Source organism: Stenotrophomonas sp. 99219_Sma (genome assembly GCF_056480785.1).
The window spans coordinates 1,562,543-1,582,931 of record NZ_CM151117.1 but is presented as its reverse complement, the minus strand read 5'-3'; the positions used below and the strand labels follow the sequence as shown (position 1 = coordinate 1,582,931).

Sequence of the window (20,389 nt, the reverse complement as noted above, 5' to 3'; positions counted from 1 at the left end):
GGAGCGCTATTGTGTCGATATTGCTGCACGGCGTCAACAGGAATTTTCGCGTGCATTGTGGGGCGGCGTTCAGGCCCCCAGGACCGATACCTCAGGTTCGCAGGCCACGGCGATGGAAGTAGACCTGCTCGGCGATGCGCCGCGTGGTCGCCGTGTGCAGCAGTGCGTTGAGCGGCCAGTCGGCCTGCAGATGATCCATCGCCCAGCGCAGCAGGCGCTTGCCATGGAATGCCGGCGCTACCTGCCGCGCCACCCGTTCCGCTTCCGGCCCTTGCCCACGTAGATGGCGGGCAATCGCCTCGCCGACCGCCCAACCGTGCCGCCACGAGGAGTGAATGCCCCCGGCGGAGAGCGGCGAGACGATGCCCGCCGCGTCGCCGGTCAGGATCACGCGTTGGCCGGTGAACGGCCCATCCGGCCGGCCGCAGGGCACCAGCCCTGCGCGGGTGGCCGAGGGACGCGCCGAAGGCGGAATGCCGACCACATCGCGCACGTGGTCGAGGAAGCCATCGATGTCCGGCGGCCGTACCTGTTGCGGATCGTGACGCAGCGCCAATCCTACCTGCAGGCCGGTTGGATTCTGCGCGACCCAGCCGATGTAGCCCGGCGCGTAGTGCTTGCTGACGAAGCAATGCAGCGCATCGCCCTGCGTCACCCGCAGGCCGGCAAACTCACGTTCGACGCCGTAGAGGTTGTCACGCACCTGGCCGAGCCCGGTGCGTTGTGCCACGCCTGAGCGTGCGCCATCAGCGCCGACCAGGTAGGCGCAGCGCCCTGCCCCTTCCACCTGCCAGCCGTCACCACTGCGATGGGCGTCGGTGAAGGACTGCTGCAGGCGAAGGTCGACACCGTTCGCGCGCAGCTCGCTGGCCAGCCAGCGCATCAGGTTCGGCGTATCGGTGGTGAGGAAGTAATAGCCCGGCGCGGCCAACAACACGCTGCGCAGGTTCGGCGCATACAGCCGCACATTGGCAACGCGTTGCACCAGGTATTCGGGCATGCGCCCCAGCCAGGTCTGCTCCATCGCTTCCTTCACCACGATGCCGGTGGTGTGCAGGCGTTCGCCGGGATCTGCCTTGCGCTCCAGCACGCAGACGCGCAGGCCGTATTGGGCAGCGGCCAGCGCGCAGGCGGCACCGGCGAAACTGGCACCGACGATGACCACGTCGTGATCGTAGGCGGAGGATTGATGAGGCATCGCGGCGTCACCCTTGGAACGAAGGATGCAGCATCCAACCTTCATGTGGTGGGGCGATGGGGCGACGGTGAAGTGGCAATGAAGCGCGTTGGACGCAAACGAAAAACGCCCCCTTTCGGGAGCGTTTTTCTTGAATCTGGAGCGGGAAACGAGACTCGAACTCGCGACCTCAACCTTGGCAAGGTTGCGCTCTACCAACTGAGCTATTCCCGCTTGGGAGGCGAAATTTTACCTATTCCAAGGATGGCGTCAAGCGCTTTTTCAGGGTCTGCGAGGCACCTTGCATTGCGTATCCACGCATGGCGTGGATCTACTATGGCATCCCCGCAAACCGATGGATCCGCATCATCCGTGGATGCGGCATTTCCAGTTGATCCACGCCATGCGTGGATGGGGCATCACCGTAGATCCGTCCAGCGTGTCGAGTAGATCCACGCCATGCGTGGATAAACGCACCGATGGGGTCAGAGCCCTTTCCTGCGGAAAGGGATCCGACCCCGGGGCTCAGTTGCCCAGCTTCTTCTGCCGCGCACGCTCGCGCGCCGCGCGCTCGTCATCGCGCAGGCTCGGCCAGGCGGCGTGCAGGTATTGCAGGCCCGACCACAGGGTCAGCACGGCAGCAATGGCCAGGGTCCAGTCACCGATGTGGAACACCGGCCAGCCCATCCAGATGTCTTCCACCGGCACGTTCGGTGCCACCGAATACAGCAGGCAGAGCAGCGCGACCATCTGCGCGGTGGTCTTGACCTTGCCGATCATCGCCACGCGCACCTTGGCGCGCTGGCCCAGCTCGGCCATCCATTCGCGCAGCGCCGATACCGCAATTTCACGGCCGACGATGACTGCCGCCCAGAACGCCATCCACGGCGTCGGGTGACCCTGCACGATCAGGAACAGCGCCACCGCCACCATCAGCTTGTCCGCGACCGGGTCGAGGAAGGCGCCGAAGGCCGATTCCAGCTGGTAACGGCGTGCGATCCAGCCATCGAGCCAGTCGGTGATCGCGGCCAGGCCGAAGATCGCCGCCGAAGCGAAGTTGGTCCAGGTGTAGGGCAGGTAGAACACCAGCACCAGCACCGGGATCATCACGATCCGCAACAAGGTCAGCCAGGTGGGCAGGGTCAACTTCATGCTTGCGTGCTTCTCTCTCTACTCGGCCGGATCAGGCGTGGCCAACCCGTGCAGGTTAGCGTAGATACGTGCCGCGAGGGCGTCATTGATGCCTTCCACCTTGGCGATTTCCGCTTCACCAGCGGCTTTCAGGCCGACCAGACCGCCGAAATGCTTGAGCAGGCTGGCGCGGCGGCGCGGCCCGATACCAGGGATGTCCTCCAGCTTGCTGGTCATCCGCGCCTTCTGGCGGCGGCCGCGGTGGCCGGTGATGGCGAAGCGGTGCGCCTCATCGCGCACCTGCTGGATGAACTGCAGTGCCGGATTGGCCGCGCCCGGGCGCAGCTCGCGGCCATCAGGCATCACCAGGGCTTCGTGGCCGGCGCGGCGCTCCACGCCCTTGGCCACACCCACCAGCAGCACGCCTTCCACGCCCAGGTCGGCCAGTGCGGCCTGGGCCTGCGCCAGCTGCCCGGCGCCGCCGTCGATCAGCAGCACGTCCGGCAGCACGCCCTGCTCTTCCACCGCACGGCGGAAGCGGCGGTCGATGGCCTGGCGCATGGCGGCGTAGTCATCGCCCGGCTCGATGCCGCTGATGTTGAAGCGGCGATACTGCGCGCGCACCGGACCGGCAGCGTCGAACACCACGCACGAGGCCACGGTAGCCTCGCCCAGGGTGTGGCTGATATCGAAACACTCGACCCGCTTGACCGGCTCGGCCAGGCCCAGCATCTCGCGCAGTGCGTCGCTGCGCGCATGCTGCGCGTTGCGGCTGTTGAGCTCGGTGGCCAGGGTCAGCTGCGCGTTGCGGCTGGCCAGTTCCACATAGCCGGCGCGTTCGCCACGCACGTTCCACTTCAGCTGCACCTTGCGCTCGGCCGAGGCTGACAGCGCGGCGACCAGCAGGTCGGCATCGGGAATCTCGCGGTCCAGCAGGATCTCGCGCGGCGGCTCGAATTCGATGTAGTACTGCGAGACGAACGCGGCCAGCACTTCCTCCGGGCTTTCTTCACCGTTGGTGCGTGGGAAGAACGGGCGGGTACCGAGGTTGCGGCCATCGCGGAAAGCCAGCAGCAGCACGCAGGCCTGCGAACCCTGCATGGCCACCGCCAGCACGTCCAGATCCGCGGCACGGCCATCCACGTACTGGCGGGTCTGCATGCTGCGCAGCGAGGAGATCAGGTCGCGCAGGCGCGCGGCCTGCTCGAACTCCAGTGCCTCGCTGGCGGCCTGCATCTGCTCGCCCAGTTCGCGGGTCAACTCGTCGCTCTTGCCTTCCAGGAACAGTGCGGCGCGACGCACCGATTCGGCGTAGTCCGGCGCCGGCACCAGCTCCACGCAGGGCGCGCTGCAGCGGCCGATCTGGTACTGCAGGCACGGCCGCGAGCGGTTGCGGAACACGCTGTCCTCGCAGCTGCGCAGCTTGAACAGCTTGTGCATCAGGTTCAGCGTTTCACGCACCGCGGTGACCCCGGGATACGGCCCGAAATAGCGACCGGGAATGGCACGCGGACCACGATGCAGCGCGATGCGCGGCCAGTCCTCGCGCGTCAGCAGCACATGCGGATAAGTCTTGTCGTCGCGCAGCGAGACGTTGTAGCGCGGCGACAGCGACTTGATCAGCTGGTTCTCCAGCAGCAGCGCCTCGGCTTCCGAGCGCGTCACGGTCACGTCCATGCGCGCGATCTGCGAGATCATCGACATGATCCGCGCGTTCTTCGGGCTGCCGTTGAAATAGCTGCCGACACGGTTGCGCAGCGCGCGCGCCTTGCCCACGTACAGCAACGTGTCGTCGGCGGCGTACATGCGGTACACGCCAGGGGCGGTACTGAGCTGGGCCGCGAAGGCCTTGCCGTCGAAGGCCGGGGCGGGAACGTCTGTCATTCGCTGATCGGGACTTCGCTGAGCACGCCGCTATCCGGGTCGAATCGCAGCACGGCATGGGCGTCGGTCTCGGCGATCCATACCGCACCGGCCCCCACCGCCAGGCCGGCGGGGCCATGCAGGCGTCGTGGCAACGGCTGGGTGGTCAGTTCGCCACCGCCCAGGCGCAGCGTGCGCAGGCGGCCGTTGCCGGTATCGGCAATCCACAACAGCGGCGCATCCGGGCTGAGCGCGATCGCCTGTGGGAACTGCAGGCTGGCGTCCGAACGCGGACCGTCTTCGCTACCGAAGCGCCACGGCCCCTGCCCGACCAGGGTCTGCACAAGATCGCCGCGCAACTGCAGCGCGCGGATCGAGGAACCCAGCGCATCGGCCACGTACAGCACCTGCTGCACCACGGCCAACGCGGTGGGTTGGGCGAAGGCGGCCAGATGCCCGCTGCCATCGCGCTCGTCGATGGAACCACTGCCCGCGCGCCATTGCAGGCTGCGCTGGCCCAGGTGGTAGCTCCAGATGCGGTTGTCGCCGGCCATGGCGATCTGCAGCTGATTGTCGGCAATGGCCAGGCCGACAGGATGGTCCAGCGCAACCTGCCGCGCCTGCGCGACCGGGCCTTCCATCGGTGCACCGGGACGGCCGTTGCCGCACAGGGTATCGACGATCCCGGTCAGCAGGTTGATACGACGCACCGCGTGGTTGCCGGTGTCGGCGACGTACAGCGAATCGCGCTCCAGCACCAGCGCCTGCGGGCGGTGGAACGCGGCTTCGGCGAGGTTGCCGTCCATGAAATCGGCGGTGCCCAGCCCGAACTGGCGCAGGATGCGGCCACCGTGGCTGCATTCGAGGATGCGATGATGGCCGCTGTCGGCGATGTACAGGCGTTCGGTGCTGACCGCCAGGCCGAGCGGGAAGCGCAGCGCGTGGCGCGGCTCCGGATGCAGTTCGCTGCCACCGCGCGGCGGCGCCGACGGCGCGCCCTCGCACAGCGCGTTCAAGGCACGCTCCAGTTCGCCGGGTGCGCCCTGCCCGACCAGCCGTTGCTGTTCGCGGCCCTGCGCATCCAGCAGCACCAGGGTCGGCCAGGCGGTGATGCCGAAGCGGCGCCAGCCATCCCAGTCGGCATCGAGCAGGACCGGCATCGTCAGGCCCTGGCGACGCAGCAGCTTCAGTGCGGCGCCGGCCTCGCGTTCGAAATCGAAGCGCGGCACCTGCAGCACCAGCGGCTGCAGCTTGCCGGGGTGGCGCGACAGCCATTGGCCGAACTCGGCCAGGCGTTGCGCGCTCCAGGCGGAGGCGGCGTTGACAAACAACAGCGCCACCGGCCGACCGCGCAGTTCGGTCAGGGTGCAGGGGGTGGCGTTGAGCCAGGTGGCGAACTCGGGCAGGTCCGGGACGGGCTGGACGTTCATGGCCCGATTATGCCGGAGTCGGCGTCATGCAACAGTCGTGCCACGGCACGTTTTGCAGCATCGTCGACCAATGTCCAGACCTGTTCGAAATGCTCACTGCCGCCGGTATACGGGTCCGGGATCGCACCCCTGCCCTGCCCGCCGGACCACGGCAGGTACAGCGCCAGGCGTTCGCGCTGGGCGGGTGTGGCCAAGCGACCCGCATCGCGCAGGTTGGCCTCATCGGCGCACAGGATCCAGTCGAAGCGGTCGAAATCCGCGACCTGCAGCTGGCGCGCGCGCAGGCCGCCGATGTCCACGCCATGCCCGGCCGCGCAGGCGATCGCTCGCCGGTCCGGTGGCTCGCCCACATGCCAGTCGCCGGTGCCGGCCGAATCGACCTGCACCCGACCAGCCAGCGGCGAAGCGTCCAGGCGCGCGCGCAGCGCACCTTCGGCCATCGGCGAACGGCAGATGTTGCCGAGGCAGACGACCAGCAGCTTCATCGGGCAGCCAGCGTCTGCAGCAATGCTTCGGCGCGTTCCAGGTCCTCGGGCGTGTCGATGCCCGGCGGGAACGGTTCGGGCGAGATCGCCACGCTGATCGGGAAACCCGCTTCCAGCACGCGCAGCTGTTCCAGCGATTCGACCTGCTCCAGCTGGCCCGGCGGCATCGCCGCGAACTGCTGCAGGAAACCGGCGCGATAGCCGTAGATGCCGATGTGGCGCAGCCAGTTGTGACCGGCCGGCAGCGTGTCACGGCTGCGGGCAAAGCCATCGCGGTGCCAGGCGATCGGGGCGCGGCTGAAGTACATCGCCTCGTTGCGCACGTTGCGCACCAGCTTCACCACGTTCGGGTCGAACAGGGTATGCGCGTCTTCTACGGTCGTGGCGAGGGTCGACATCGGCGCATTGCCTTCAACCAGTGCCTGGGCCACCGCGCGGATACCCGCCGCCGGCGCGAACGGCTCGTCGCCCTGCAGGTTGACCACGACGGTGTCATCGGCCCAGCCGGCGATGCGCGCGCACTCGGCCAGGCGGTCGGTACCGGAGGCATGCGAGGTGGCGGTCATCGCCACCTTCACTTCGGCCAGACCGGACAGTGCGTCGGCAATGCGTTGATCGTCGGTAGCGACCCAGACCTCGCCGGCACCGGCCTGCAGCGCGCGACGCGCCACGTGCAGCACCAGCGGCTCACCGCCCAGCGGGCGCAGCGGCTTGCCCGGCAGCCGCGAGGCGGCATAGCGGGCCGGGATGGCGACGACGAATTCGGTCATGGGGCGGTACTCGGCAGGCTCGTTACAACGGGAATGCGGCCGGCGGCGCATGAATGCAAGCGCCGCCGCGCCACTCAGTTCGGTCGCAGCTTGTCCAGGCGGTCGGTCAGCGCCACCCAGAATGCGGCAGGCAGCTCGGCGCGCAGCGGGACCGCGTAGTGCCAGTCATTGCCGAACGCGCGGCATTTCACCGCGTCCTTCTCGGTCATCAGCACCGGCAGCTGGCTGCCAAAGGACAGGTCCTGCGGCTGATAGGCCTGATGGTCAGCGAAGGCGTGCGGCACGACACCGATGCCACGCGCGCGCAGCATGTCGAAGAAGCGCTGCGGGTGGGCGATGCCGGCCACGGCGTGCACGCGCTGGCCCTTGAAGTACGACAGCGGACGGGCACGGCCACCGGCCAGCGGTTGTGCGCTGTCGATGTGCAGGGCCATCGGCCACTGGCCGAAGCCGCAGGCCTGTGCTGCAGTCTCCTCATCGGCCTGGCCGAGGTTGACCACGCGGAAATCGCACTCGCTGGCGCGGCTGACCGGCTCACGCAGCGGCCCGGCCGGAATCATCCGGCCATTACCGTAGCGGCGCTGCGCATCGACCACCTCGATCTCGATGTCGCGTGCCAGCCGGTAGTGCTGCAGGCCGTCGTCGCAGACGATCACATCGCAGCCGGCCTCGATCAGCGCCTTGCCGGCTGCAACACGATCACTGTCCACGCGCACCGGCACGCCGGTCTTCCAGGCAATCAGCACCGGCTCGTCGCCACCCTTGGCGGTCGGCGTATCGGCCTGTACCCACAGCGGTTTGTCGGCGTCTTCGCGGCCGTAGCCACGGCTGGCCACGCCCGGCTTCCAACCGGCGGCACGCAGGCGCTCCACCAGCGCAATGGTCAGCGGCGTCTTGCCAGTCCCACCGGCGGTGATGTTGCCAACCACGATGACCGGCACCGGCAGCGTGTAGCGCTTGCGCCAGCCACGCCGATAGGCGCGCCGGCGCAGCGCGGTGACGCCGGCATACAGCGGCGCCAGCAGGCGCATCGCCCACGGAACCGGGGTGCCGTCGTACCAGTACGGCGGGGTCTGGGTACCCTTGCCGGCCATCAGTCCTGCCTTTCGCGGAACTGCATGCTGTGCAGATGCTGGTACAGGCCACCCATGGTGAGCAGCTCCTTGTGGGTACCGCGCTCGACGATGCGACCGTGGTCCATCACCAGCACCTGGTCTGCATGCTCGATGGTCGACAGGCGATGCGCGATGACCAGCGTGGTGCGCTCGGGCATCAATCGCTGCAGCGCGTCCTGCACCAGGCGCTCCGACTCGTTGTCCAGCGCTGCGGTGGCTTCATCGAGGATCAGGATCGGCGCGTCGCGCAGGATCGCACGGGCGATCGCCAAGCGCTGGCGCTGGCCACCAGACAGCAGCGCGCCGTTCTCGCCCACCGGGGTCTGCAGCTGCTGCGGCATGCGTGCGATGAACTCCCAGGCATTCGCGGCTTCAGCTGCCGCTCGGATCTGTTCATCCGTCGCGTCCATGCCATAGGCGATGTTGGCGCCGATGGTGTCGTCGAACAACATGACCTTCTGCCCGACCATCGCCACCTGGCGACGCAGGTCGGCCAGCGGATAGTCGTCCAGTGCCACCCCGTCGAGGGTGATACGCCCGCCGCTGGGTTCGTAGAAGCGCGGCACGAGCCGGATCAGGCTGGTCTTGCCGCTGCCGGATCGACCAACGATGGCGGTGACCGTACCCGGCTTGGCCACGAAGCTGATGTCGTCCAGGGCGATGCCACTGTCTTCGCGGTAACGCAGCATGACGTGCTCGAATGCCAGTTCCCCACGCACGCGCTGCACCGTGTTGCGGCCTTCGTCGCGCTCGACCGGCATGTCGAGGATGTCGAACAGGCGCTCGGCGGCGGACACACCGCGGGAGATCGAGGACTGCACGCTGGTCAGGCGGCGCAGCGACGGGATGATCGCCGTCATCGAGATCATCAGGCCCATGAACTGGCCGGCATTGAGGCGCCCTGCCAGTGCTTCACGGGTCGACACCCAGACGATCACCGCCAGCGCCAGCGCGGCCAGGAACTGGACCACGCTGGAGGCACCGGCACGGGTGATTTCCACCTTCATGTTCAGCGCCAGCATGCGGTTGGCCAGGCGCGAGTAGCGCGACATCTCATGCTGCTGGGTGCCGTGCACCTTCACTTCCTGCTGGGCCGCCAGTGACTGCTCGGCGGTCTGCGCCATCGTGCCCATGCCGTCCTGGATACCGCGGCTGATGCGCCGGTAGCGCTTGCCCACGTAAGACACGATCACGCCGATCATCGGCACCACCACCAGCATGGCCACGGTCACCTTGACGCTCATCTGCAGCATCACCGCCAGCATGGCGATGATGGTCAGGGTGTCGGCAACCACGGTCTTGAGCGCATCGGCGCTGGCCTGGGTGACCTGCTCGGTATCGAAGTTGAGGCGACTGACCATCACCGGCGTCGATTCGGTATCGAAATGCGAGGACGGCAGGTGCAGGTACTTGGCCAGCACCTGTTCACGCAGGTCGCGCACCACGCTGCGACCGGTCTTGGCCAGCGCGTAGTCGCTCACCCAGGTGGCGGCGCTGCGCATCAGGAACAGGCCAAGGATGGTCAGCGGCAGGATCACCGCCATTTTCGGTTCGGGATTGACGAAGCCACGGTTGACCAGCGGCTCCATCAGCTTGGTGAAGTGGTAGCCGGCTACCGACTCCACCGCCATGGCGATGACGGCGGCGACCATCATGCCCCAGTAGGCACGGGTGTATCCCAGCAGACGTTTGTAGATCGGCCACACCGGCGCGTGTTTGGAACTCATGGACGCACCTCGGGTGCTGTTGCAATGGCAATACGGCGGAAGCCGAGCTGACCAAGCGCATCCTGCGCGGTCACCACGGCCTGATAGGGCGTGCGGGCATCGGCACGCAACAGCACCGGCTGGGTACGGTCGCTGCCGGCAACGGCCGCGATGGTCTGCTTGACCGACTCGACGTCGCTGCGCAGCACTTCCTGGTCATTGATGAAGTAGCGGCCTTCGGCGTTGATCAGCACGCTCAACGAGCGCGGCGGCTCATTGGTCTGCTGCTGGCTGGCGGTCGGCAGCTGCACCTGCAGCGTCGAGCGCGCATCGAAGGTGGTGGTGACCACGAAGAAGATGATCAGCACCAGGATGACATCGATCAGTGGCACCAGGTCGATATGCGGCTCATCCTGGGATCGGTCGTTGCCGATACGCATCGATCAGGCCTTCGCCGTAGCGGCGCTGGCCGAACGCGCGGACGGCGTCGGGTTCATCACACCGGGGCGGCCATCGAGCGTATCCAGCAGGGCGCTGGCTTCCTGCTCCATCTCCACCACGTAGCCATGGATGCGGCCCTTGAAGTAGCGATGGAACATCAGCGCCGGGATCGCCACGATCATGCCGGTGGCGGTGCACACCAGCGCCTTGCCGATGCCGCCGGCCAGCTGGTTCACATCGCCCACGCCATGGTCGAGGATGCCCAGGAACATCTGGATCATGCCGATCACGGTACCCAGCAGGCCCAGCAGCGGGCCGGCCGAGGCGATGGTGCCCAGCGCGTTGAGGAAACGCTCCATGCGGTGCACCAGGTGACGGCCGGTGTCTTCGATGCGCTCGCGGATCTGGTCGCGCGGGCGATTGCGCGCTTCCAGCGCGGCGGCCAGCAGCGCGCCCAGTGGCGAGTTCGCCCGCAGGGTCTGCAGGTGGGCGGGGTCGAGCTTGCCGCGTGCGGCCCAGTTGCGCACTTCCTGGCCGAGGCCGGGCGGCAGCACTTCAGTCCGCCGCAGGGACCAGAAACGCTCCAGGATGATCGCCAAAGCCAGTACGCCCAACAGCAGCAGCGGCACCATCGGCCAGCCACCGGCCTTGACCAGTTCCCACACGTTTCAACCCTCCGGCCCAACGGCCGCTTGTTCGATCGGCGATAGGATAGCAGCCGACCGCGCCCGCCCAGCGGCATCCCACCACCGGGATGCGTGGATACGCTGTTCACGCAGCTGCAGCCCTTGTGCGCCAAGCCATATGCGGATCGCCCCGGAATCAGCCGTGGCCAGCACTTCCGCCCCTTGCGCCTGCCAGCGCTGGACCACGTCCTGGCGTGGATGGCCGAAGCGGTTGCGGTGCCCGGCCGAGACCACCGCCAGCCGTGGCGCCACGGCGGCCACCCACGGCGCGCTGGAGCTGCCGCCACTGCCATGGTGCGGCACCAGCACCACATCCGCCTTCAGCGCTGCCGGAGACGCCTGCAGCAGCGCCTGCTCGGCCGGGCGGCCGATATCACCAGGCAGCAGGACCACGCCGTGACGGCTGGCGACGCGCAGCACGCAACTGTCCTCGTTCTCGGCCTGGCGGCTGCCCGGTGCCGGGTGCAGGACCTGGAATTCAACGCCGTCCCACTGCCACTGCATCCCTTGCTGGCAAGGCGCAGCGCCGGCGATGGTGCTGCCCGGTGGCGCCAGCAGCTGCAGCCCGGGCAGCTGCCTTCTCAGGCTCGGCAGGCTGCCCGTGTGGTCCAGGTGGTCATGGCTGAGCATCGCCTGCTGGGGCGGCCCCTGTCCGAGCGCGCGCAGGGACGGGACCAGAATGCGTTCGTTGCCGTCGCCGCCGGTCGGCGGCCCCACGTCGTACCAGAGCGCGTGCCTCGCCGTACGCACCAGCACCGCGGTGCCCTGCCCTACGTCGTGCACCAGCAGCTCCAGTTCGCCTTCAGGCGGTGCATGCCGGGCGGGCCACAGCAGCGGCAGGCACAGCAGCAGGCCTGCCAAGGTACCGCCAGCGCCGCGTGGCAGCAGCCACCAGAACACCCCCGCCACTGCCGCCGGCAGCGCCCAGCGCGGCGCCTCGGCCAACCACCACATCGCCTGCGGGTGCAGCGCCAACGGCTGCAGGGCCTGCCAGCTGAGCTCGAACAGCCAGGCGGCGGCGCGCCATGCCCAGCGCCCGGCGCCATCATGCAACGCGTGCAGGCCGGTACCCAGCAGCGACAACGGCACCACCAGCAGGGTCCACCACGGAATGATCGGCAGATTGACCAGCGGCCCCAAGCGCGCGGTGCCGCCGAACAGGGTCACGCACAGCGGCAACAGGCCGAGGCTGGCCACGCCCTGGGCGGCCAGAAAGCCGCGCAGGCCCCCACCGACGCCGTCCGGCCCGGTTCGTGGAAGGCACCACAGCAGCCACAGCACGCCCCCGAAACTGAGCCAGAAGCCGGCCGACAGCACCGACAGCGGCGCCGGCAGCAGCATCACCATCGCGGCCAGGGCCAGTCCCTGCCCCGCACCCACCGGGCGACGCCCGGCACGGGCCAGTGCCACCAGCCCGATCATCAGCGCCGCACGCACTGTTGGAAGCGCGCCGCCGGCGGCCACGGCATAGACGGCTGCGGCCAGCGCCGCGCCCCATGCCGCCGCCTGCGGCCGAGGCCAGAACCGTCCCAGCACCGGGCACAGCCACCACGACACGCGGCACAGCAGTACGCCAAAGCCAGCCACCACGCCAACGTGGAAACCGGAAATGGCGACCAGATGGGTCAGGCCCAGCGCGCGCAGGTGCTCCCAGTCGGCATCGGACAGGCCGCGCGTGTCGCCCAGTGCCAGGGCCTGCACGAACCGCGCGGCAGGATGTGCCACCTGCGTTGCGATGGCGTCACTGCTGCGCTCGCGCCAGGCCGGCAGGCCCTGTGCAGGCGCGCGCTCACGCGCAGCGCCGGGGTCGCGCACCGTGCCATTGCCGGAAATACCGCGCAGCAATGCATGGCGTTCGCCGTCGAAGCCGCCAGGATTGATCCGCGAGCGTGGCGCGCGGACGCGCAACGACAACTGCCAATGTGATCCCGCACGAACCGCATGGCGCCCGCCCTCCGCCTGGTGCGCTGGCGATCCGCGCCACGGGTCGTTCCAGGTGACCTGCAGGCGCTTGCCACGCAGCACTGGCGGCGCATCGGCGTCATCCACGTGCAGCACGAAACGTGTGTAGCCGGCCCCTCTCTGTGGAAGATCGGCCACCCGCCCCCGCACCTGCACATCCTGCGGCGGCGCACCGGGTGGAAGCTGGCCGTGCAGGGCCCACTGCCCGTGCACTGTTGCCCATGCCAGGCCGAGCAGGACTGCAGCCCACGCGCGGCCGCGCCAGCGCAGCAGCCAGCCCGTGACGCCGGCAACGGCCATCGCCGCGCTCAGCCACAACGGCAGCAGTGCCGGCATCTGCACGCAGGCCAGCGCGCCCAGCACCAGGCCGGCGGCGCAGCCGGGGCCGAACAGTGCCGGAGCGGAACGTTCGGGAACCATTCCAGCAGCCTGCCGAGGGACGTGGCAGGTTGCCTATCGGGGATTTCCCCGCGTGGCTGTCAGCGCCGGACGGTGCCGCGATGGAAGTTGACACGGAAACTGGCGCCACCACCGGCCGCCTCGCCGACGCTGACCGATCCGCCATGGTGCTGCACGATTTCCTTCACCAGATGCAAGCCCAGGCCACTGCCGCTACCCGCTGCGCGCAGACGATGGAACGGCTCGAAGATCGCTTCACGGTCGCCCACCGGAATGCCGGCGCCCTGGTCGCTGACCTCCAGCAGGCCACGTGCATCCAGGCGCACGCAGATGGTGCCGCGTCCGCCGCCGTGGACGATGGCGTTGTGCACCAGGTTGGCGATCACCCGCCCCAGCGCCAGGCTGTCGCCATGGATCCACACTGGCATCTCGGGTGCATCCACTTCGAAGCCGTAACCGGCCCCCACCACCAGCGGCGCCAGATCGGCGGCCGCTTCGCGCACCAGCAACGCCAGATCCAGCCGCTGCAGTGCGCCGACATTACGATCAAGTCGCTGCAGGTCAAGCAGGTGCTCGGCAACGTTACCGAGCCGCGCAACGTCGGTCAGCAGCTGCGACTTCAGCTCGCCCTGCGGCAACTGCGACAGGCGCGCCTGCACTACTGCAATCGGCACCCGCAGTTCGTGCGCGGCATCGGCGAGGAACTTGTCACGCGCGGCATACCCCTGCTGCACCTTGTCGATCGCGTCGTTGAAGGCTTCCACCAGCGGTGCGACCTCGGTCGACACCAGCTGCGCATCCAGACGCGCCCCCGGCTGGCCGATATCCAGCTCCTTGGCCTGTTGTGCGGAGCGGCGCACGCCGCGCATCGCGCGGTGGATCACGGTCGGCATGACCAGCAGCGTGATCACGATCAGCGGCAGGAAAAACCACAGCCCGATCAGGCGCAGCACCATCAGCGCACCGTCCAGCAACCCGCCCTTCGGCGCCCCACCCACCATCACCGTGATGCGGCGACCATCTTCCTTGCGGATCATCACCCGCGCCACGTCCAGGTACGGCGGCACCAGCGAGCCGAGTTCGGTGGCACCCAGCGTCGGCAGGCGCGCGAGCAGCGGGGCGTGGATCGCCGGAATCGTGCCGCGTTCCAGCCAGACACCCTTGTCGTCGACCGCCGCGAACCAGAGGTTGCCCCCGGCCTCGGCGTCGAGCTTGTTCCAGCGCGCCTGGTCCAGCACCAACCGCCCGCCTTCACTGTGCACGGCCTTGGCCACGGCTTCAGCCATGAACATGTCCATGCCCCAGGTGTCCTTGTCGCCCCAGGTCAGGATCAGCGCAACAACGGCGAACAGCACGGTGAAGGCCTGCGCCAGGAACAACCGCCAGGCCAACCCCAGCGTGATGGAACGGATCGGACGTGTCGGACGCGCCATCTCAGGCCTCCGCCAGCAGGTAGCCGACGCCCCGGATCACATGGATTTCAACGCCCGCCCCGGCCTGCTGCAGCGCCTTGCGCAGCTTGGAAATGTGCGCATCGAGCGCATTGGACTGGATCTCATCGTCGAAGCCGTACACCGCGGCCTCCAGTGCCGTGCGGGTGACCGTGCGCCCCTGGCGCATCGCCAGTGCCTGCAGTACCAGCACCTGGCGCCGCGGCAGCGCCAGCGGTTGGCCCTCCACCTGTGCCTGCAGCGATTCGAAGTCGAATTCCAGCCGGCCCAGATGCAGGCTCGGTGTCACCATGGCCGAGGGCCGCCGCGAGACAGCACGGATCCGCGCCATCAGCTCCTCGATCGCCACCGGCTTCACCAGGTAGTCGTCGGCACCGACATCCAGGCCCTCGACCTTGTCTGACAACCTGCCCTTGGCCGTCAGCATGATCACCGCCAGGTTCGGGCGCAGCGCGCGTGCGGTGGCGACGAAAGCCACGCCATCGCCATCGGGCAGCTGGCGGTCCAGCAACATCAGCTGGTGTACCGGCTCGCGCAGCGCAACCGCGGCTTCGGCCAGGCTGCCGACCACGTCGGCTACCACGCCCTGCCGCTCCAGGCCCGACTGCAGGGCTCGGGACAGATCGGGATCGTCTTCGACCAGGAGAATGCGCATCAGGGGCTCGGCTACCGGAAACGGTGCCGATCATAGTGCCTGGCGCCAGGTTTGGGCGTCTTCGTGTGCCAGTTGCGAAGGCGCAATGTTCTGACAATGTTGTACCCGCACCATGCACAGCCATCCCCCGCAAAGTGGTTGATCGATGCCGTCGCTGTCCCCGACCCTGCTGCGCCCGTTGCTGTTCTCCGCTGCCATCGGCCTGCCGTTGATCACCCACGCCGCCGACCGGAACCCGGGCGTGCAGGCCGGTATCAGTGCCGGCGCGACCTCGGGGGCGTACGCCCACTACGACGTCAAGCCGCTGGTCGTACCGTCCATTGCCTGGCAGGGCGAGCGCTTCTTCGCCAGCCCGGGCTCGCTGGGCATGTACCTGTACAAGCGCGAGGGCCTGCGCCTGTCGGCGGCAGTCACGCCCTACACGCTGCGCTTCAAGACCGACGACGTGAACGACCCGCAGCTGCGCCGCCTGCACAGCCGGCAGATGTCGGCCATGGCCGGCATCAACGGTGAGTACAGCGCCGACTGGGGCATCGTCGAGGCCGGCGTGATGCGCGAGGTCACCGGGCACGGAGGTGGCATGGAGTCGCGCCTGCACTACAGCTATCCGATCCAGGCCGGTCGCTTCACCTGGGTGCCCAAGGTCGGCGTGGTGCACTCCAGTGCGCGCCTGCTCGACTACTACTACGGCATCACCGACGAAGAAGCGCTGCGCTCGGGACTTGCCGCCTACAACCCGGGCAGCGCGACATCACCGAGCCTGCAGATCGCAGTCAGCACGCCCTTGGGCACGAAGTGGCGCGCGACCGGCGTCGTCGCCAACCAGTGGTTCGGCGATGCAGTAAAGGACAGCCCGATGGCCCGTCGCGGTACACAGACGTCGGCCTTCGTTTCTCTGATGCGCTCGTTCTGATCGAGCGCCCGCAACGGACAAGGACCCCCCATGGCCTCCGTCTCCCCTGCTGCTGAAGCGCACGCGATCCTGCGTGCCCCCGACCTGGACAGCGCCGAGCGCGTCTACCTGGGGCTGCTGCCCGACCTGGAACACGTGAACGCGCTGACGCGCCGCGCACTGGGCCTTTCGCGTGCTGCCGATGCGGCACGCGGCTACGCGTTGTCGATGACGCTGGTGGGATTGCGCCTGCAGGAACTGGAGATGGGCGAAGCGACCGCAAAGGAACATCGCCAGGCCACGCTGCGCAGCCTGCGCCAGGCCTTCAGCGCCTGAGCGCAGGCCAGCGACGCCGCCGGTGCCGCAGGCAGCGGGAAGACTCAGCGGAACGTGGTCCACGCCAGCACTGCCGCCAGCAGGGCCACCCAGATCACCGCCTTGAAGGTACCCTCCAGCATGTTGCCGCCGAACAGCAGTTCGATGATGGGATTGGGCCGGGAAACCGGAACGTGATCACTCATGCGGCAGCTCCTTGCAGTGACGGCGCGATTGCGCGGTAGACCGGAGTCTACGCCTGCACGGCCCGGATTCATCGCCCCCCGGCCGTCTTTGGCGGTTCAATTCCGGCCTTCGTCGCAGGCCGGCTGCAGCACCCCACATGTCATGCCAGCCTGCGTGCACTTTCCCGCTGGAGCACCGTGCCATGCCGATGCTTGCCCTGATGCTGCTGCTCTCCAGCCTGTTCGGCGCTGGCAACGGGCCCACTGAAGAGGCCCTTCGCAGCCAGATCCTGCTTGCCAAAACCCAGCAGCCGGACGTCGTACGACAGGATTGCGGTTCGCCCTCCCTGCTGCTTTACCGGCTGCGCCAGGACCGGGTCCTGAGGCTGGCCAACCAGCCCCTGCAACACGAACCCGGCGTTGCCCAGCCCACGCGTGGTGCGACGGTTCGCGTCGCCCAGCTCTGGGAGCGCGTGGACGGTCACTGGAAGCTGCAGCGGATGATCAGCGTCGAAGACCTGGTCGTGCAACGCTGACCATGTGGAACCGTGATCGATGCCTGAAACGAGAAAAACCGGCACAAGGCCGGCTTCCGTCGTGATCCACCGCTGCACCGGCAATGCCGGGAGCCAGGTGGTGGGCGGTACAGGGTTCGAACCTGTGACCCCTACCATGTCAAGGTAGTGCTCTACCGCTGAGCTAACCGCCCATCTTGTTCTTGCCGCCCGAAAGCTGGCCTTGCTACGTAAAAACCCGGCGCCAGGGCCGGGCTTTGCAGTTCACGACAGCCCCCTTCCAGGGACTTCGTGGTGGGCGGTACAGGGTTCGAACCTGTGACCCCTACCATGTCAAGGTAGTGCTCTACCGCTGAGCTAACCGCCCGATTTTGCTTCTGAACGTCCGCGATTGCGTCGGTGCAGGCCGCGTATATTACGGATGCCGGCCGTGAAGCGCAACACTTTTGTGAAGAAGATGCTGCACTGCCGCGTTCAGCCCAGACTCGCTTCCTTCAGCTGCCGGATCTGGTCACGCACGCGGGCGGCATCCTCGAATTCCAGGTCCTTGGCGTGCTGGTACATCTGCTGCTCCAGCGCCTTGAGACGGGACGCCAGCTGGGCCGGGCTGAGCGATCGATAGTCACTCCCCTCCTCGGCAACGCCGGGCCTGCCCTTGCCCTTGCCCTTCTTTGCTTCCTTCTCGGCCGCATCGGAGCGCGCACCTTCCAGCACGTCGGTGATCGGACGCGCCACCGAGCGCGGCACGATGCCGTGCTGCTCGTTGTACTCGACCTGCTTGGCGCGACGGCGGTCGGTCTCGTCGATCGCTGCCTGCATCGAGCGGGTGATCTTGTCCGCATACAGGATCGCCTTGCCACGCACGTTGCGGGCGGCACGGCCGATGGTCTGGATCAGCGAGCCGGTCGAGCGCAGGAAGCCCTCCTTGTCGGCATCCAGGATCGCCACCAGGGACACCTCGGGCATGTCCAGGCCCTCGCGCAGCAGGTTGATGCCCACCAGCACATCGAACTTGCCCAGGCGCAGGTCGCGGATGATCTCCACGCGCTCGACCGTGTCCACGTCCGAGTGCAGGTAGCGCACGCGGATGCCGTGCTCGGTCAGGTATTCGGTGAGATTTTCGGCCATGCGCTTGGTCAGCGTCGTGACCAGCACACGGTCACCGGCCTTGATGCGCGCGTTGGCCTCGCTCATCAGGTCGTCAACCTGGGTGCCCACCGGGCGGATCTCCACCACCGGGTCGATCAGGCCGGTGGGGCGTACGACCAGTTCAGTGATCTCGTCACCGGCTTCGCGGTACTCATAGGGGCCTGGCGTGGCCGACACATAGATGCTGCGCGGGCAGCGCTCTTCCCACTCCTCGAAGCGCAGCGGCCGGTTGTCCAGCGCCGAGGGCAGCCGGAACCCGAACTCGACCAGCGTCTCCTTGCGCGAACGGTCGCCCTTGAACATGGCACCGATCTGCGGAATGGTCACGTGCGATTCGTCGATCACCAGCAGCGCGTCGGCCGGCAGGTAGTCGAACAATGTCGGCGGCGGTTCGCCGGCGTTCTTGCCGGTCAGGTGCCGGGAGTAGTTCTCGATGCCGTTGCAGTAGCCGACCTCGGCCATCATTTCCAGATCGAACTGGGTGCGCTGCGCCAGGCGCTGCGCCTCCACCAGCTTGTTCTGCGCGTACAGCTGCTCCAGGCGCTCCTTCAGCTCGACCTTGATCGTCTCGATCGCCGCCAGCACACGCTCGCGCGTGGTGGCGTAATGGGTCTTCGGGTAGACCGTGAAGCGCTGCATGTTGCGCAGCGTCTCGCCGGTGAGCGGATCGAACAACGTGATCTTCTCGACCTCGCCATCAAACAGCTCCAGGCGCAGCGCCTCGCTGTCCGACTCGGCCGGGAACACGTCGATGACTTCGCCACGCACGCGGAAGGTACCGCGCTGCAGCTCGTATTCGTTGCGCGTGTACTGCAGCTGGGTGAGGTGGTTGATCAGGTCGCGCTGGTCGATGCGCTCGCCCTTGGACAGGATCAGGCGCAGCGACAGGTAGTCTTCCGGCGCGCCCAGGCCATAGATCGCGGACACCGTCGCCACCACGATCGCGTCCGGGCGCGACAGCAGGGTCTTGGTCGCCGCCAGCCGCATCTGCTCGATGTGCTCGTTGATCGAACTGTCCTTCTCGATGAAGGTGTCCGACGATGGCACGTAGGCTTCCGGTTGGTAGTAGTCGTAGTAGCTGACGAAGTACTCCACCGCGTTGTGCGGGAAGAACGCCTTGAACTCACCATACAGCTGCGCCGCCAGCGTCTTGTTCGGCGCCATGATCAGCGTCGGCTTCTGCACGTTCTGGATGACGTTGGCGATGGTGTAGGTCTTGCCCGAGCCGGTGACGCCCAGCAGGGTCTGCTTGGCGATGCCCGCTTCGAAGTTGCTGGTCAGCTTCGCGATGGCATCAGGCTGGTCGCCCGCCGGCGAATACGGCGAGACGAGTTCAAAACGGTCGCTCATGGTGGTGCCAGTTCCCGGGAGTGATGAGTATACGGGGCATGGAGTGACGGCCCGCTGAGGGGTTTCCGGGCAGGTGAGCGCGGCGTTGGCTGATGGTGAATGCCCCGGCGTACGTCGAGGCTGGAGGCATGCCTCATCGTCTTCGCCCTGTCCGGCTCCACCGCGGGCTCCATCTGATCGAGCTGCTGGTCGCCGTCATGGTGCTGTCGGTCCTGCTGGCGTTGGCCTGGGGCCCCTGGCAACGCACGCTGCGGCACTTCCAGGCGGAAGCGCTGCGCGCCGAACTGGTCGCCAGCCTGTCGATGGCGCGCAGCGCCGCCATCACCGAACGCCGCCGCGTGACGGTCTGCGGATCGTCGGACGGCATGATGTGTGACCAGGCATGGAGCCAGGGCTGGCGGGTGCAGGTCGAACCGGCCAACAGCGCGACCGCCGCCGCAAGGGAACTGCGCGTGCACAGGACACGCCAGCGTCATGTCGACCTGCGCACCAGCGATCATCGGCCCGACGTGCGGTTCCGGCCCGACGGCCGCAATGCCGGTACCAACCAGTCCATCGTGTTGTGCGTGGATGGACAGGAGCACAGCCGCGTCATCATCAGCGTCCCCGGACGGGTCAGGAGCCAGCGCCCGCGCAGGTCCACCCCCTGCTGAAACCTGCAATGCCATCGTGGAAACGAAAAAAGCCGCGATTTCTCGCGGCTTTTTCGAAT

At 67.6% G+C, this 20,389-nt stretch carries 19 protein-coding genes and 3 tRNA genes; 4 read left to right on the top strand and 18 right to left on the bottom strand.

Features of this window, described 5'->3' with window-relative positions; translation table 11 throughout:
• Nucleotides 1–91: 91 nt before the first annotated feature.
• The 14 genes from ACZK13_RS07210 to ACZK13_RS07145 all read right to left on the bottom strand — a co-directional run bounded on the left by ACZK13_RS07210 (nucleotide 92) and on the right by ACZK13_RS07145 (nucleotide 15,271).
• Nucleotides 92–1,198, bottom strand: a complete 1,107-nt coding sequence (locus tag ACZK13_RS07210; RefSeq protein ID WP_478482402.1) for an NAD(P)/FAD-dependent oxidoreductase — start codon at nucleotides 1,196–1,198, stop codon at nucleotides 92–94.
• Between the two features lie 137 nt (nucleotides 1,199–1,335).
• Nucleotides 1,336–1,411 (bottom strand) — tRNA-Gly (locus tag ACZK13_RS07205).
• Nucleotides 1,412–1,702: 291 nt separating this feature from the next.
• On the bottom strand, nucleotides 1,703–2,329 hold the full coding sequence (gene pgsA, locus ACZK13_RS07200; RefSeq protein ID WP_012510614.1) for a CDP-diacylglycerol--glycerol-3-phosphate 3-phosphatidyltransferase: 627 nt from the start codon (nucleotides 2,327–2,329) through the stop codon (nucleotides 1,703–1,705).
• An 18-nt stretch (nucleotides 2,330–2,347) separates the two neighbouring features.
• Nucleotides 2,348–4,192 carry an excinuclease ABC subunit UvrC gene (gene uvrC / locus ACZK13_RS07195; RefSeq protein ID WP_180837475.1) on the bottom strand — a complete coding sequence of 615 codons (1,845 nt, stop codon included), beginning with the start codon at nucleotides 4,190–4,192 and terminating at the stop codon, nucleotides 2,348–2,350.
• Complete coding sequence (locus tag ACZK13_RS07190; protein WP_125893539.1) at nucleotides 4,189–5,601, bottom strand: hypothetical protein; 1,413 nt, start codon at nucleotides 5,599–5,601, stop codon at nucleotides 4,189–4,191. The genes uvrC and ACZK13_RS07190 overlap by 4 nt, the downstream gene beginning before the upstream one ends.
• A complete protein-coding gene (locus ACZK13_RS07185) occupies nucleotides 5,598–6,086 on the bottom strand; it encodes a low molecular weight protein-tyrosine-phosphatase (protein ID WP_032128907.1) in 489 nt (162 codons plus the stop codon). Before ACZK13_RS07185 ends, ACZK13_RS07190 begins: the two co-directional genes overlap by 4 nt.
• Complete coding sequence (gene kdsB, locus ACZK13_RS07180) at nucleotides 6,083–6,856, bottom strand: 3-deoxy-manno-octulosonate cytidylyltransferase (RefSeq protein ID WP_121503788.1); 774 nt, start codon at nucleotides 6,854–6,856, stop codon at nucleotides 6,083–6,085. The genes ACZK13_RS07185 and kdsB overlap by 4 nt, the downstream gene beginning before the upstream one ends.
• 74 nt (nucleotides 6,857–6,930) lie before the next feature.
• The gene (gene lpxK / locus ACZK13_RS07175; RefSeq protein ID WP_253143282.1) at nucleotides 6,931–7,950 is read right to left on the bottom strand and encodes a tetraacyldisaccharide 4'-kinase; all 1,020 of its coding nucleotides are present in this window, start codon (nucleotides 7,948–7,950) and stop codon (nucleotides 6,931–6,933) included.
• A complete protein-coding gene (gene msbA / locus ACZK13_RS07170; RefSeq protein WP_032128904.1) occupies nucleotides 7,950–9,698 on the bottom strand; it encodes a lipid A export permease/ATP-binding protein MsbA in 1,749 nt (582 codons plus the stop codon). Before msbA ends, lpxK begins: the two co-directional genes overlap by 1 nt.
• Entirely contained in the window at nucleotides 9,695–10,117 is a 423-nt protein-coding gene (locus ACZK13_RS07165; protein ID WP_125893537.1) for an ExbD/TolR family protein, read from the bottom strand. The genes msbA and ACZK13_RS07165 overlap by 4 nt, the downstream gene beginning before the upstream one ends.
• Nucleotides 10,118–10,120: 3 nt before the next feature.
• Nucleotides 10,121–10,783: a MotA/TolQ/ExbB proton channel family protein gene (locus tag ACZK13_RS07160; RefSeq protein ID WP_110711794.1), complete on the bottom strand. Its 663-nt coding sequence runs from the start codon at nucleotides 10,781–10,783 to the stop codon at nucleotides 10,121–10,123.
• 3 nt (nucleotides 10,784–10,786) lie between these two features.
• Nucleotides 10,787–13,186 carry a DNA internalization-related competence protein ComEC/Rec2 gene (locus ACZK13_RS07155; protein WP_253143283.1) on the bottom strand — a complete coding sequence of 800 codons (2,400 nt, stop codon included), beginning with the start codon at nucleotides 13,184–13,186 and terminating at the stop codon, nucleotides 10,787–10,789.
• A gap of 59 nt (nucleotides 13,187–13,245) precedes the next feature.
• Nucleotides 13,246–14,598: a sensor histidine kinase gene (locus tag ACZK13_RS07150; protein ID WP_049399928.1), complete on the bottom strand. Its 1,353-nt coding sequence runs from the start codon at nucleotides 14,596–14,598 to the stop codon at nucleotides 13,246–13,248.
• Nucleotide 14,599: 1 nt separating this feature from the next.
• Nucleotides 14,600–15,271 (bottom strand): response regulator transcription factor, encoded by a 672-nt coding sequence (locus ACZK13_RS07145; RefSeq protein ID WP_032128900.1) that lies wholly within the window; start codon nucleotides 15,269–15,271, stop codon nucleotides 14,600–14,602.
• 145 nt (nucleotides 15,272–15,416) lie between these two features.
• Between ACZK13_RS07145 and ACZK13_RS07140 the strand changes: the two genes are divergently transcribed.
• Both ACZK13_RS07140 and ACZK13_RS07135 read left to right on the top strand, forming a co-directional pair.
• A complete protein-coding gene (locus ACZK13_RS07140; protein WP_125893535.1) occupies nucleotides 15,417–16,184 on the top strand; it encodes a MipA/OmpV family protein in 768 nt (255 codons plus the stop codon).
• 30 nt (nucleotides 16,185–16,214) lie between these two features.
• Nucleotides 16,215–16,499 (top strand): hypothetical protein, encoded by a 285-nt coding sequence (locus ACZK13_RS07135; protein WP_032128898.1) that lies wholly within the window; start codon nucleotides 16,215–16,217, stop codon nucleotides 16,497–16,499.
• Between the two features lie 44 nt (nucleotides 16,500–16,543).
• Here ACZK13_RS07135 and ACZK13_RS07130 read toward each other — a convergent pair whose 3' ends face one another.
• Complete coding sequence (locus ACZK13_RS07130; protein ID WP_165929929.1) at nucleotides 16,544–16,684, bottom strand: hypothetical protein; 141 nt, start codon at nucleotides 16,682–16,684, stop codon at nucleotides 16,544–16,546.
• Nucleotides 16,685–16,866: 182 nt separating this feature from the next.
• Here ACZK13_RS07130 and ACZK13_RS07125 point away from each other — a divergent pair, with 182 nt between their 5' ends.
• Nucleotides 16,867–17,199 (top strand): hypothetical protein, encoded by a 333-nt coding sequence (locus ACZK13_RS07125; RefSeq protein ID WP_478482401.1) that lies wholly within the window; start codon nucleotides 16,867–16,869, stop codon nucleotides 17,197–17,199.
• 98 nt (nucleotides 17,200–17,297) lie between these two features.
• Here the strand turns inward: ACZK13_RS07125 and ACZK13_RS07120 are convergent.
• The 3 genes from ACZK13_RS07120 to uvrB form a co-directional block, all read right to left on the bottom strand.
• Nucleotides 17,298–17,372: transfer RNA gene (locus tag ACZK13_RS07120), tRNA-Val, on the bottom strand.
• Nucleotides 17,373–17,470: 98 nt separating this feature from the next.
• Nucleotides 17,471–17,545 (bottom strand) — tRNA-Val (locus ACZK13_RS07115).
• A gap of 107 nt (nucleotides 17,546–17,652) precedes the next feature.
• The gene (gene uvrB, locus ACZK13_RS07110) at nucleotides 17,653–19,677 is read right to left on the bottom strand and encodes an excinuclease ABC subunit UvrB (protein ID WP_032128896.1); all 2,025 of its coding nucleotides are present in this window, start codon (nucleotides 19,675–19,677) and stop codon (nucleotides 17,653–17,655) included.
• A gap of 92 nt (nucleotides 19,678–19,769) precedes the next feature.
• On the opposite strand from uvrB, the gene ACZK13_RS07105 reads away from it, so the two are divergent.
• On the top strand, nucleotides 19,770–20,330 hold the full coding sequence (locus ACZK13_RS07105; protein WP_253143284.1) for a GspH/FimT family pseudopilin: 561 nt from the start codon (nucleotides 19,770–19,772) through the stop codon (nucleotides 20,328–20,330).
• Nucleotides 20,331–20,389 lie beyond the last annotated feature (59 nt).